Annotated in this window: 13 protein-coding genes and 1 riboswitch; of the genes, 9 read left to right on the top strand and 4 right to left on the bottom strand. The window is 60.8% G+C overall.

From position 1 onward, the window contains the following. Positions 1 to 95: 95 nt before the first annotated feature. The 6 genes from trpC (at position 96) to SYN65AY6A5_RS13380 (ending at position 6,346) form a co-directional block, all read left to right on the top strand. Positions 96 to 1,016: an indole-3-glycerol phosphate synthase TrpC gene (gene trpC, locus SYN65AY6A5_RS13405; protein ID WP_099884730.1), complete on the top strand. Its 921-nt coding sequence runs from the start codon at positions 96 to 98 to the stop codon at positions 1,014 to 1,016. Positions 1,017 to 1,081: 65 nt separating this feature from the next. Next, entirely contained in the window at positions 1,082 to 1,321 is a 240-nt protein-coding gene (locus tag SYN65AY6A5_RS13400; RefSeq protein WP_041436722.1) for a DUF5340 domain-containing protein, read from the top strand. A gap of 59 nt (positions 1,322 to 1,380) precedes the next feature. Then, positions 1,381 to 1,575 carry a heavy-metal-associated domain-containing protein gene (locus SYN65AY6A5_RS13395; protein ID WP_099884728.1) on the top strand — a complete coding sequence of 65 codons (195 nt, stop codon included), beginning with the start codon at positions 1,381 to 1,383 and terminating at the stop codon, positions 1,573 to 1,575. A 112-nt stretch (positions 1,576 to 1,687) separates the two neighbouring features. Continuing rightward, positions 1,688 to 4,003: a heavy metal translocating P-type ATPase gene (locus SYN65AY6A5_RS13390; protein ID WP_099884726.1), complete on the top strand. Its 2,316-nt coding sequence runs from the start codon at positions 1,688 to 1,690 to the stop codon at positions 4,001 to 4,003. 128 nt (positions 4,004 to 4,131) lie between these two features. Continuing rightward, positions 4,132 to 4,268: riboswitch (cobalamin riboswitch) on the top strand. Between the two features lie 29 nt (positions 4,269 to 4,297). Beyond that, positions 4,298 to 5,326, top strand: coding sequence for a sirohydrochlorin chelatase (locus SYN65AY6A5_RS13385; RefSeq protein WP_099884724.1), 1,029 nt, complete (start codon positions 4,298 to 4,300; stop codon positions 5,324 to 5,326). A gap of 111 nt (positions 5,327 to 5,437) precedes the next feature. Further along, entirely contained in the window at positions 5,438 to 6,346 is a 909-nt protein-coding gene (locus SYN65AY6A5_RS13380) for a hypothetical protein (protein WP_240527822.1), read from the top strand. Here the strand turns inward: SYN65AY6A5_RS13380 and SYN65AY6A5_RS13375 are convergent. The 4 genes from SYN65AY6A5_RS13375 to obgE are packed head-to-tail and all read right to left on the bottom strand — an operon-like array spanning position 6,343 to position 9,224. Continuing rightward, positions 6,343 to 6,972 (bottom strand): PAP/fibrillin family protein, encoded by a 630-nt coding sequence (locus tag SYN65AY6A5_RS13375; protein ID WP_099835770.1) that lies wholly within the window; start codon positions 6,970 to 6,972, stop codon positions 6,343 to 6,345. The genes SYN65AY6A5_RS13380 and SYN65AY6A5_RS13375 overlap by 4 nt on opposite strands. Positions 6,973 to 7,027: 55 nt before the next feature. Then, on the bottom strand, positions 7,028 to 7,735 hold the full coding sequence (locus SYN65AY6A5_RS13370; RefSeq protein ID WP_011431175.1) for an L-threonylcarbamoyladenylate synthase: 708 nt from the start codon (positions 7,733 to 7,735) through the stop codon (positions 7,028 to 7,030). A 21-nt stretch (positions 7,736 to 7,756) separates the two neighbouring features. Continuing rightward, positions 7,757 to 8,125 (bottom strand): hypothetical protein, encoded by a 369-nt coding sequence (locus SYN65AY6A5_RS13365; RefSeq protein WP_228375305.1) that lies wholly within the window; start codon positions 8,123 to 8,125, stop codon positions 7,757 to 7,759. Further along, the gene (obgE, locus tag SYN65AY6A5_RS13360; RefSeq protein ID WP_011431177.1) at positions 8,067 to 9,224 is read right to left on the bottom strand and encodes a GTPase ObgE; all 1,158 of its coding nucleotides are present in this window, start codon (positions 9,222 to 9,224) and stop codon (positions 8,067 to 8,069) included. The genes SYN65AY6A5_RS13365 and obgE overlap by 59 nt, the downstream gene beginning before the upstream one ends. Positions 9,225 to 9,424: 200 nt before the next feature. On the opposite strand from obgE, the gene SYN65AY6A5_RS13355 reads away from it, so the two are divergent. The 3 genes from SYN65AY6A5_RS13355 to SYN65AY6A5_RS13345 form a co-directional block, all read left to right on the top strand. Then, positions 9,425 to 10,396 carry a 30S ribosomal protein S1 gene (locus SYN65AY6A5_RS13355; RefSeq protein ID WP_011431178.1) on the top strand — a complete coding sequence of 324 codons (972 nt, stop codon included), beginning with the start codon at positions 9,425 to 9,427 and terminating at the stop codon, positions 10,394 to 10,396. A gap of 126 nt (positions 10,397 to 10,522) precedes the next feature. After that, positions 10,523 to 11,809: a recombinase family protein gene (locus tag SYN65AY6A5_RS13350; RefSeq protein ID WP_011431180.1), complete on the top strand. Its 1,287-nt coding sequence runs from the start codon at positions 10,523 to 10,525 to the stop codon at positions 11,807 to 11,809. Between the two features lie 190 nt (positions 11,810 to 11,999). Continuing rightward, a partial coding sequence (locus SYN65AY6A5_RS13345) for a MerR family transcriptional regulator (protein WP_346426192.1) occupies positions 12,000 to 12,106 on the top strand: 107 nt, incomplete at its 3' end.

Raw genomic sequence — 12,106 nt, 5'->3', positions numbered from 1 at the left:
GATGAGTTTTGGGGATGCCTGGGGTAGCTATTCAAACCGGTGGCGGAGCACTAAGGTAGTCTAGGGTGTGGTGTAGGGTTCTGCTCAGGGTTTGTATGGAGCTGCAAGGTGAGCCGCTTTCTGTTCGTCGGCGTTCTCCTGCCCCGCCGGTGGTCGTAGCCTCTCAGGTGTACCAGACAACAGCGCCGGAAGCCAAACCGCGCCACATTTTGGAAGCGATCGTCTGGCATAAAGAGCAGGAGGTGGAGCGGCAACGGGAGCAGCTTCCCCTCAAGGAATTGCAACGGCAACTGGATCAGGCTCCGCCGGTGCGGGATTTTGTGGCGGCCCTCACCCAGTCGCCTCACCCTATCTCTGTGATTGCCGAGGTCAAAAAAGCCTCTCCCAGCCGCGGCATCCTCCGGGATCCCTTTGACCCGGTAGCCATTGCCCAGAGCTATGAAGCCGGTGGGGCCAGTTGCCTCTCGGTGCTCACAGATGAGCGGTTCTTTCAGGGCAGCGGCGAGTATCTGCGCCGGATCCGTCAGGCAGTAGGGATCCCCATCCTCTGCAAGGAGTTCATCCTCTACCCTTACCAAATCCTCTGGGCCCGCAGCCTGGGGGCAGATGCGGTGCTCTTGATTGCCGCCATTCTCTCGGATGCGGACTTGGGCTATTTTCTCAAGCTGGTTCGGCAATTGGGCATGGCAGCTCTGCTGGAGGTGCACACTTCCCAAGAGTTGCAGCGGGTGTTGCGTTTGCCCCAACTGCAAGAGTCCAGAGGGCAGGTGCTCATTGGCATCAACAATCGCGATCTGAGAACCTTTACGGTGGACTTGAACACAACGCGCAACCTGTTGGCCGCCCACTCGGATCTCCTCGGCGAGCTGCCCATTGTCAGCGAGTCCGGCATCCATACCCCCGCCGATCTGCAGCAGTTGCGGGCCTGGGGGGTGCGCTCTGTGCTGGTGGGGGAAGCGCTGGTGACCCAGCCGGATCCCGGCCAAGCTGTGCGCCACCTGTTGTCATCTCAGTGAATGAGAACCCTCCATCATATGGATCTCTGTTAAGAACAATGGATCTCTAAGGATTGCTCAGACCGATGAAACGTATTCCTGTGCCGGCTCACATCCACTACGAATTTCTGCTGCGGGTATTGGAGCGGCAAACCTTTCCGGCAGTGGAAGAACAGGATTTTGGCAACCGAGGCCGCACGCAAGAGCTGATCAACTCCCTGCGCAAAGCCCTCACCCAACAGGTGCAACTGGAGGAAGAGTGGCGACAGCGGGGCTATCAGGTGGACTACCGCTGGAATATGGACGAGCCTCAGCCTCCCTCTTGACCTTCCAGCCCACTGTAAGGTTTAGCATCCTTTCAGTGGCATTGGGGGGGTTTTCCAAGATGCAGGTTGTTTTGACGGTGCCCAAGCTGGCCTGTGGGGCCTGTATAGACACCATTGCGCAAGCGGTGCGGCAACTGGATCCCCAGGCGCAGGTGGAAGGGGATCCCAAAACCAAACAGGTGCGGATTACTTCTGAGCGGTCTGTGAGCGATTTGCGGCAGGCCCTCACCCAGGTGGGATATCCCCCGGCCTAGTCAATTTTGGGCCGGGAACGGTCGGGTGTCTGTTTTGAATTTCTGTACAGATGGCTGCCTTCGCCCTGCCCAGGGTGGAGAGTAGCTGTCGTTTCATCAACAAGGTGTTGCCATGTCTGCCCATAAAGGGTCATCGGCTGCACTATCGGCCTCTGCGCCTTCTCCTGAGGGCACTTGGCAGTTGGCCTTACAAGGGATGAGCTGTGCCTCCTGCGCCCGCAGCATCGAACAGGCCCTCGCTCAGGTGCAGGGGGTGTCCCACGGATCAGTGAATTTTGCCAGTGAGCAGGCCACCGTCAAAGGGGATCCCAGGCTGGTGGATCCGCAGGCGCTGATTCGGGCGGTGGAGCGGGCGGGGTATCGGGCGCGCCTTATCCAGGAGGATTGGCAGCTGGACGATCTGTCGGATCCAGAGCGGATCGCCCAACGGGCCGCAGAACGGGAACTGAAGCTCAAGGTGGCGATAGGGGTGGGCATCAGCACGGTGCTGGTGATCGGATCCCTGCCGATGATGCTGGGGATGGACATCCCGGGCTTTCCCATGTGGCTGCACAATCCTGGGTTGCAGTTGCTGCTGACGGCTCCGGTGCAGTTTTGGGTGGGCAAGCATTTTTATCGAGGCGCTTGGGCTGCTTGGCAACGGCGTTCAGCGGATATGAACACGCTGGTGGCCTTGGGGACGAGCGCGGCTTTTTTCTATTCTGTTTTCCCAACGGTTTTCCCCGACTATTTTCACCGGCAAGGACTGCACCCGGATGTCTATTATGAGGTGTCGGCGGTGGTCACCACCTTGATCCTGGTGGGCAAGTGGATGGAGCAACGGGCCAAAAGGCAAACCTCTGAGGCCATTCGCAAGCTGATCGGGCTGCAACCGAAAACGGCGAGGGTAATCCGCCAGGGGGTGGAGCAGGATGTCCCCATTCGGGAGGTGCAGGTGGGGGATCGGATCCGGGTGCGCCCCGGCGAGAAGGTGCCGGTGGATGGGGTAATCCTAGAGGGATCCTCCAGCCTCGACGAGTCGATGGTGACCGGCGAGAGCCTGCCTGTTGTCAAATCGGCGGGGGATGAGGTGATTGGGGCAACGCTGAATCGGACGGGCAGCTTTGTGATGGAAGCGCGGCGGGTGGGCAAAGACACAGTTCTGGCCCAGATCGTGCGCTTGGTGCAGGAAGCTCAGGGATCCAAAGCCCCAATTCAACAGGTGGCGGATCGGGTGACTGCCTGGTTTGTGCCGGCAGTGATCGGGGTGGCAGTTCTAACTTTTGTGCTCTGGTGGGTGCTGGCCGATAACCCGACACTGGCCTTGGTGAACACGATTGGGGTGCTGATCATCGCCTGCCCTTGTGCGCTGGGGTTGGCAACCCCCACCTCGATCCTGGTGGCCACGGGACGAGGGGCAGAATTGGGGATCCTGGTGAAAAGTGCCGACAGCCTGGAATTGGCCCACCACTTGCGCACGGTGGTCTTGGACAAAACTGGCACCCTGACCGAAGGTCGCCCTACCGTCACCGATATTTGGGCCCACGGCTCCTCTCCCCTGACGGTGTTGCGCCTGGCAGCGGCGGTGGAGCGGCACTCGGAACATCCTTTGGCCCAGGCGGTGGTGCAGAAAGCCGAAGCGGAAAAAATTGCCATCCCTCCTGCCCAGCATTTTCAGGCAAGGATAGGCAGTGGGGCAGAAGCCTGGGTGGAAGACCAGTGGATCCGCATCGGTCGGCTGAGCTGGCTACAGGAGATGGGGATCCCTTGGGATCCCTCTTGGTCAGAGCGGGTTCAGAATTGGGAAAGCCAGGGCAAAACGGTGATCGGCGTGGCGCAATCCCACCGTCTGGTGGGGCTGTTGGCCATTGCCGATCCGCTCAAACCCACCTCTCCTGAGGCAGTGCAACAGCTGCAACAGATGGGTCTAGAGGTGATCCTGCTAACCGGGGATAACCCCACTACGGCCCAAGCGATTGCCCGGCAGGCAGGCATTCAGCGGGTAATTGCCCAAGTCCGCCCCGATCAGAAGGCAGCTTACATTCGCAGCTTCAGACAACCTCGACACCGGGTGGCGATGGTGGGAGATGGCATTAACGATGCTCCGGCTCTGGCAGAAGCCGATGTGGGGATCGCCATTGGCACAGGTACGGATGTGGCGATGGCCGCCAGCGATATTACCCTCATGTCGGGGGATCTGCGGGGAGTCGCCACAGCCATTCAACTCAGCCGGGCCACCCTCAACAACATCCGCCAGAACCTCTTCTTCGCCTTTATCTACAATACGCTGGGGATCCCGATTGCCGCTGGGGCGCTCTATCCCTTTACAGGCTGGTTGCTCAACCCTATGCTGGCGGGGGCAGCCATGGCCCTGAGTTCCATTTCGGTGGTCGCCAATGCCCTGCGCCTGCGACACTTTCGAGCCCACAGACCGGCAGGCCGGCGTTAGGCCCTCTCCCAGGGGCAAGGGGGATTAGCGCGGCAACAGTTTTGCTGCCCTTTGAGCATGAGTCTGCCGTACCGCTCATGCCTCAGGGCTATCTTCTGGCAGACAAGGACATCCCCCCCAGGGGGCTTGGTGAACGACAAGCGGCAAGCTAACCTAAAAGGCTCAGGCAGACTGGGGAAAGCGCGGTGCAAATCCGCCACTGTGACGCAACTGTGATGGGATCCCTCCCTCAGCCAGAACACCCACCTGCCGTTGTCCTGTACCCCTTGCGATTCACAAGGAACGGAGTTTTTTGTGTTGAATACCCTCAGTTTTTCCCCTCCCCGTGCGGTTGGGCAGTTTTCTTCTCCTGCCTTGCCCCTGTTGCTCATCGGCCATGGATCCCGTGACCCTGAAGGGCAGCAAGCCTTTCTGGAGCTGGCCCAAGTTTATCAATCCCTCACCCCCCATCGGCCGGTGATCCCCTGCTTTTTGGAGCTAGCCCAGCCCAGTATTGCCCAGGGGGTGGAACAATGCTTGGCCCAAGGGTGGCAGGAGATCGTGGCCCTGCCGCTGCTGCTTTTTGGGGCGCGCCACAACAAGTTCGACGTGACGGTGGAGCTGGATCGTCTGCAGGCCCTCCACCCGCAGTTGCGCATCCACTACGGCGGGCCGCTGGGGATCCGGGTCGAGATCTTGCAACTGTTGCGGGAGCGATTGGCCACTCTGCTGGCTGCCCAGCCGCAGCAGATCCCAGGGGCGGAAACGGTGTTGCTGTTTGTCGGTCGCGGCTCCAGCGATCCCGAAGCCAACGCCGAAGCCTGTAAGCTGGCCCGGCTGCTTTGGGAAGGATCCGGGTTTGCTGCCGTGGAAACCTGCTTTATCGGCATCACCCATCCCCGCCTGCCGGTGGGTCTGGAGCGGGCCCTCTCTTGGCAGCCGCGCCGGGTGGTTGTGCTGCCCTATTTTCTCTTTACAGGGGTGCTGGTGAAAAAAATCGAGGCGGCGGTGCAAGAACGGCGACGCCAATACCCCGAGATCGACTGGCTGATGCTGCCGGAATTGGGCCTTGTGGACGCGGTGCTGCACAGCCTGCAGCAACTGGAGCAGGAAGCTCTCCAGGGCCAAACCCTGATGAACTGCCACCTCTGCAAGTTTCGCCTGGCGGTGAGCGCAGAGCTGGGAGCGGGGCATACTCATCACCATGACCATGACTCCCATGGGCACGGATCCCATCACCATCACTCTCACCATCACCACAACCACGGCCATACCCCCGCAGCAGCAGCGGATCCCTGGGCCGAATTGCAGAGCTACCACCAGCGGGCTTGGCAAGTGCCCTAAGCGAGAAACAGAGGCTGCCGGCGGGATAAACTGAGATGCAGGCAGGCGATCTGTGAACCTGACCTCTGGTTCTCCTGCTCCGGTGGTTCTGCTAGCGAAAAAACAGAAACGATGATGTTCTCCCGCTCCTCTTGGGTCTCAGGTGCCGCTGCCGCGGGGAGCGGGATCTTTGTCTTCGCGTTGGTGGTGGGCCTGCTGGATCAGATCCTGCCGACCCTGCCCAAGGTTTCCCTGTCCTTGGCCGGGATCCCTGGGCTCCTGGCTGCAATTGGGGCCTCCTACGGGGTTTGGCGGCTGGTTCAGATGGGTCTGCAGTCGCATTCCTGGCCTGACTTTCGAGAATCGCTGTTGGCGGCTGTGTCTCCCTTCGATCCTGCCGATCACGGTGGTAGGCCGCGGCAACCCGAAGTGGATCCGCGTCCTCTGCAAGTGGCTGAGGAGATCCGCCAAACCCAGCTTCGCCACCAAAAGATCCTCGACCGCACCAAGCAGCAGGTGAAAGCCGAAATCCAAACCTGCGAACGCCCCCAAGCGCAACTGCGCAGCGAGCAGCAGCGGTGCCGAGTTCTGCAGGCCCAAGCCCAACGGTTGCAACGGCACTTGCAAAATCTCCAAACATCACCCCCGCCCTCTTCCCCAAACTCCAAACCGGCCAAACCCACACCAGAGCGGGAACTGCGCCACAGGCTCCGCCAACTTCAATCGCAAGTTACCACCCTAAAAATAGAGCTGGAACGGCAAGGGATCCAACTGCAGCAGTCGGAAGCCGAGCGGGCCCAACTCCAGCAGCAGCAGCAAAAACTTAAGCGCCTCCTGCAGCGCACAAAATCCGAAAACCAAAAGCTGCGCTCCCAACAGGAGGAATGGGCCCGGCAACTGGAGCAATCCCAACAGGAGTTGCGGACTTTGCGGGAGTCCTACCGCGCCCTGCAGACCCTCTGGGAGATAGGCTCTACCCTAACTCCCAAGACGACTGCTTCTGAAATTGCCGCCGCCGAACTCTCTGGCACCTCCGGCTAGCCGCAGCCTCGGCTCACCCGCTGCAGGACAAACACACTCCCTTCGCTGCCACGCCCAATCCGCAGGTCCTCATCCAAATAGGTGATATCCAGCCAACCCGTTGGCTCGCGGCGGCGAACGTCGATCTGCACCGCCGGGATCCGTTTGGGATCCCGCTCGAGCAGATAGAGAAAACTCTCGATCTCGTAGCTCATCAAGGCCTGGGATCCGAGCACCAAGCGCTCGAAAATGACCCTGACCCGGCATTCCGACTCTGGGTAGAAGCGGGCCGCCACCGCCACAACTCCCCGGGGCAGCCAAGCCTGCAGCCAGCCGGATCCCTGGATCTCCGCCACGTTAAAGACCCGCCCAGCTTTGGCCCGAATGCACTGGTAGATCTCGCCGGTGGTCAGAAGGGGCAACTGGGCCAGCCGCAGCAGGTCTGTGCTGGTGGTAAATAGGGTAAGCCAGTTCCCCTCCAACTGTTCAGGAACAGAGGTTGGCCTGGGGGTGGGGTTGAGCGCCTCCAAAGCAGCAATGTGAGACAAGATCTGGGCTTTCTGGTCAGGGGAAACCTTCCGGCCTCGGTCAGCCCCCTCCAGCAGGCGCAACAGGGCCAGCTTTTGCTCAGCCAAAGACTCAGGCATGGGCACACTCCACAGGCACCGGCCCTATTCTAGAGAACACGGGATCCCTCTGCCCTCAACCCTCCGCTTCCACCGGCTTCAGATTTAGATTTATTAGATCCGCCACCTGCTCGTACCCCAAGCCGGCCCGCACCAGCAGCGGCTCCGGCCCCGTGAGATCGATCACCGTCGAGACCTGGGCCCGATAGGGAGCCTCGTCATCCAGCACCAAATCCACCTGTTTCTCCAACTGTCGCATTTCCTCGGCGGTAAAGATTCCCCCCTCTTCCCAATCCCCAGCAGAGTCAAAACCCACCTCCAAAGAGCCGACGGGATCCCCGCCCAGCTTGGCCGAGGTGGAGACGATGGGATTGCCCAGCTCGGCCAACAGCGCCTGACAGATGGCCGAATCGGGCACGCGGATGCCGGTGGTTTTCCGCTTGGGATCCATGACCAACTTGGGCACCAGCTTGGTGGCCGGCAGCAAAAACGTAAACGGGCCCGGGATCAGCCGCCGCATCAGCCGATAGGCGGGATCGCTCACTTGGGCATACTGGGCAATTTGGGAAAGCGAAGGGCACAAAAAGGTGAGGGGCTTGTCGTTGGAAAGCCGCTTGAGACGCCTTACCCGCTCCACCGCCTGCTTGTGGGTGACATCGCAGCCAATGGCATAGACCGTATCGGTGGGGTAAAGCATGACCGCCCCTTCCCGCAGAGCGGCTGCAATCCGTTGGATGGAACGGGCCTGGGGATGCTGTGGATGGAGCTTAAAATACTCGGCCATTCGGGAGAAAAAAGCAAAACCTCAAGACTCGGAGCGGCTAGGGCTTTCCACCACTTCCGCAACTCCCCCAGAACGAGGGGTAGGCGGCACCGACAGGGATCCCTGCGGCCAATCTTTTAGCCGTTGCATCAGCGCTTGAATATGCAGACGAGGCAAATAGGGCCAGTCGCCTGCTTCCTCCAAATCCTGAAGCACCCGATAGAGCTCTTGCCGGGTGTTGGGCAAAGACTCTCGGAAGGCCCCCTCCAAAATCGTGCGGTGCAGATCCTCCAACAACCGCAGGAGCATCAACAGCTCCACACAAGCTCCCGCCCTCGCCTGGGCCGCCTGCTCAATGGCCAACTTGATCTGGCGCAAATCGGGGGGCAGATCCTCCGCCGAGATATACATAGCCGCTCATCTCTGAGTTTTGGGAAGGCAGGGGCACCCCTATTCTAAGATTCTCCTGCCCCCGAACTGGCTGGATTTTGCTAGCCGCCGCGGGTCGATGGAGATCCGGATCCCGGCCCAGGCACTGCCACACCCGCTGCAACAAGGGCTCCAGCCCCTGCCTGGCAACCGCCGAGATGGCCGATACCGGGGCACCGGCAGCCATTGACAGCCGCTGGGTGCGCTCGCTCACCTCCTGGGGCTCAAGGGCATCGATCTTGTTCAAAACCACAATCTGCGGCTTGTCGCTTAGCCCGTGGCCGTAGGCGCGCAGCTCCTGCTGAATGATTTGGTAATCCCTGACGGGATCTGCTGCTGTGCCGTCCACCAGGTGGATCAACACCCGCGTGCGCTCCACATGGCGCAAAAAGTCGTGGCCCAACCCCACCCCTCGGTGTGCCCCCTCGATCAGTCCGGGAATGTCGGCAAACACCACCCCATCCCCGGCAGGATGGGGCACCACTCCCAAATTGGGCTGCAGGGTGGTGAAGGGGTAATCGGCGATCTTGGGCCGGGCGGACGAGACCACCGAGATCAGGGTGGATTTGCCCGCATTGGGCATACCGACGATCCCCACCTCGGCAATGAGCTTTAGCTCCAGGCGCAGGCGTCGCCGCTCTCCCGGTTGGCCCCTGGTAAATTGGCGGGGAGCCCGATTGTGGTTGCTGAGAAAATGGGCATTGCCCAGGCCGCCTTTCCCGCCCCGAGCCACCAGCAGCCGATCCCCGGGCTGCACCAGATCCCCCAGCAGCTCGCCGGTCTCTGTGTCGAACACCATTGTGCCGCAGGGCACCCGCACCAGCCGATCCGCACCACTGGCGCCACTGCGATGGTTGGGCCCCCCTTTGGCCCCATGTTCTGCCTTGATCACCGGCTGAAAGCGAAAATCCAACAAGGTCTGCAGGCCGGGATCTGCCACCAGGATCACCGAGCCGCCCCGTCCTCCATTGCCCCCTGAGGGCCCTCCGGCGGGCACATACTTTTCCCGGCGAAAGGCAACAATGCCATCTCCGCCGTTCCCCGCCTGCACTTCAATTTCCGCCTGGTCGATAAAGTGCAATCGCCCCTCTCCCACCTGTGGCCCTCTCTCTCTAGCTTGGCAGGATCGCGAGGAAGTTTGCCACAAAAGCTGCCCTCTTAAGCTACTATAGTATTTCCCAAGCCATTGCCTGTCCCGCCTGGGAGGGTGAGCGAGTATGGGAGCTGTTCCTTACAAGTTCAACTGCTAATTCGCATCAACTGCTCTGCTGTTACACCCCTATGAGTCGATTCACCGCTGCTGCCGATGTAGGTTTCACCACCGAGGACTTTGCCGCCCTCTTGGATAAGTACGACTATCACTTCAGCCCTGGCGAAATTGTAGCTGGCACGGTATTTTCGGTGGAGCCGGGCGGTGCGTTGATCGATATTGGGGCCAAGACGGCTGCCTTCCTGCCTTTGCAGGAGATGTCCATCAGCCGGATAGAGGATCCGCACGAGGTGCTGCAGCCGGGAGAGACGCGCGAGTTTTTTATCCTCACCGAAGAAAATGAAGAGGGGCAACTGACCCTCTCCATCCGCCGCATCGAGTACATGCGGGCCTGGGAGCGGGTGCGGCAGCTACAAAAAGAAGACGCCACGGTGCGGGCCACCATTTTTGCCACCAACCGCGGAGGCGCCCTGGTGCGTATTGAGGGACTGCGCGGCTTTATCCCCGGCTCCCACATCAGCAGCCGCAAGCCCAAGGAAGAGCTGGTGGGCGAAGAGCTGCCCCTGAAGTTTTTGGAGGTGGACGAAGACCGCAACCGACTGGTGTTGAGCCATCGCCGCGCCCTGGTGGAGCGGAAGATGAACAAGCTGGAGGTGGGCGAGGTAGTGGTCGGCACGGTGCGCGGCATCAAGCCTTACGGTGCCTTCATCGACATTGGCGGCGTCTCTGGCTTGCTGCACATTTCCGAGATCTCCCACGAGCATGTCGACACGCCTCACAGCGTCTTCAACGTCAACGACGAAGTGAAGGTGATGATCATCGACCTAGACGCAGAACGGGGTCGCATCTCGCTGTCTACCAAGCAACTGGAGCCCAATCCCGGCGACATGCTGCGAGATCCCAAGCTGGTTTACGAAAAAGCAGAAGAAATGGCGGCCAAGTACCGCGAGCAACTGCGGGCTGCCAAGCAAGGACAAGTCGAGGAGGCGCCGCTGGAGGTTTCGGAAGAGGAGCTGGAATACGCGGCTGCGGCGGTGGAGTAAAGCCATCTTGCGGAGAGCCTTCGGCGGCCAAGGCTTGCCGGTTTGTCTCTCCCTTAGCCTAGCTGGGATCCCTGGCCAAGAGGGGTGTCGGGTGCGGGTACAGCAGCGGTGAGAGTTTGCTTGTCCATGAGCGTTTGCGGCTACCTCTACACGCCCGCCCATGCCTCTTGGCCAGACCAGGAGCTGGCCTGGTTGAAAGCACACGGGGCCGATCCCATCTGGCACGACTGGGGATCCCGCATCCATCTGGAAGAGCTGTTGCAGGGCATTGCCGCCGGATCGGTGCAGCAGGTGCTGCTGGTGCGCCTGGCGGATCTGGGGGATCGAGTGGAGGAAGTCCACCAACGGCTATTGCAGATCCAACAAGCGGGGCTCCGCCTCAGCTTGGTCAACGAGTCCGGCCTGCACACCCCCAGCGCTGCTGCCGATTGGATCCCGCTGCTGGCCGAGCTCCCCCATCAATTGCAGAGCCGCCGCCTCTGCTGCAGCCAAGCCCAAAACCGTCTAGCGGGCAAGCCTCCCCCTGGGCCTGCCCCCTTTGGCTACCGCCGCGAAGGGGATCGCTACGCGCTGGATCGCCGCCAAGCCCCCATTGTTCAGGATTTTTTCCAGCACTTTCTTCTCTACGGATCCTTGCGCCAGGCGGTGCGCTTCATCGCTGAAAAACACCACAAGCGCATTTCGGTGGCCACCGGGCGCAACTGGCTGCTCAACCCGGTCTATCGTGGAGATCTGGCCTACGCCGACGGCACCGTTCTGCGCGATACCCACCCGGCTCTCCTCAGCCGCGCCGAGGCCGCCCAGATCGATCGCTGGCTCAAACGCAACCAAAAGATCCCGCGCCGCAGCGCCAGCGCCCCCCGCGCCTTGGCCGGCCTAGTCCATTGCCGCGTCTGCGGCAGCCTTCTGCGCATTGTGCAAACCACCCCTCGCAAGGCCAAGAAGAACGGCTCCTCCTACCTCTACCTGCGTTGCCAAACCTGTCGCTACAGCCTCCACTACGCCGCCGTTCTGCAGGAGGTGATCCGCCAAGTCTGCCAACAGCTCCCCCAGCGGGCCCAAAACCTGGATCGGCAGGCCCTGGATCAAACCCGCCAACAGCTCCAAGCCCAGATCCAAGCCAACAGCGAGCGGCTGCGACAACTGGAGGAGCTGCAGCAATCTGGACTAATGGACGAACCTGCCCTGGCCCAGCGCTGCTACCAGTTGCGGGCGGAAACGGCCCGCTTGGCCCAAAAGCTGGAACAGCTCCCCCCCGCCAACTTCCTCCAGATTGCCCAAACTCTCTCCATCCCGCCCTTCTGGCAAGACCTCAGCGAGAGTGAGCGCCGCGCCTACCTGCGGGAATTCCTGCGCAGGGTTGAGGTGGATTCTACAGGGGCCGTGCAGATGACCTTTGCCTTCGATCCCTAAGGGATCCCTTTTGAATTGCCGATTCCGCCGCTCCTCTGGACATTGAGACAATTCTTGAGACCCGCCCTCACACCGGGAACAGGGATCCCGCCAGCCGTCTCCATCGGGTTGACGGGAGCATGACTCTAGTCAATGATATGCTGGACTATACTGAAAATAATGCCCAGTATGTTCAGTATGGCTGCTTGGTATGGCTAGGTATGTAAAACCGAGAGAAGCGGCGGATTATTTTGGGGTGTGTCTCCACACCTTGAGGCGATGGGAACAGAAGGGCTGGATCCATGCAGTACGTACACC

Source organism: Synechococcus sp. 65AY6A5 (genome assembly GCF_002760415.1).
GTDB lineage: Bacteria > Cyanobacteriota > Cyanobacteriia > Thermostichales > Thermostichaceae > Thermostichus.
This window is presented reverse-complemented; position numbering and strand designations above follow the sequence as displayed.

Bases quoted from the DNA above. Each gene is read 5' to 3' on its own strand.
- trpC (WP_099884730.1), top strand. From the start codon at position 96: ATGGAGCTGCAAGGTGAGCCGCTTTCTGTTCGTCGGCGTTCTCCTGCC.
- SYN65AY6A5_RS13400 (WP_041436722.1), top strand. From the start codon at position 1,082: ATGAAACGTATTCCTGTGCCGGCTCACATCCACTACGAATTTCTGCTG.
- SYN65AY6A5_RS13395 (WP_099884728.1), top strand. From the start codon at position 1,381: ATGCAGGTTGTTTTGACGGTGCCCAAGCTGGCCTGTGGGGCCTGTATA.
- SYN65AY6A5_RS13390 (WP_099884726.1), top strand. From the start codon at position 1,688: ATGTCTGCCCATAAAGGGTCATCGGCTGCACTATCGGCCTCTGCGCCT.
- SYN65AY6A5_RS13380 (WP_240527822.1), top strand. From the start codon at position 5,438: ATGATGTTCTCCCGCTCCTCTTGGGTCTCAGGTGCCGCTGCCGCGGGG.
- SYN65AY6A5_RS13375 (WP_099835770.1), bottom strand. From the start codon at position 6,972: ATGCCTGAGTCTTTGGCTGAGCAAAAGCTGGCCCTGTTGCGCCTGCTG.
- SYN65AY6A5_RS13370 (WP_011431175.1), bottom strand. From the start codon at position 7,735: ATGGCCGAGTATTTTAAGCTCCATCCACAGCATCCCCAGGCCCGTTCC.
- SYN65AY6A5_RS13365 (WP_228375305.1), bottom strand. From the start codon at position 8,125: ATGTATATCTCGGCGGAGGATCTGCCCCCCGATTTGCGCCAGATCAAG.
- SYN65AY6A5_RS13355 (WP_011431178.1), top strand. From the start codon at position 9,425: ATGAGTCGATTCACCGCTGCTGCCGATGTAGGTTTCACCACCGAGGAC.
- SYN65AY6A5_RS13350 (WP_011431180.1), top strand. From the start codon at position 10,523: ATGAGCGTTTGCGGCTACCTCTACACGCCCGCCCATGCCTCTTGGCCA.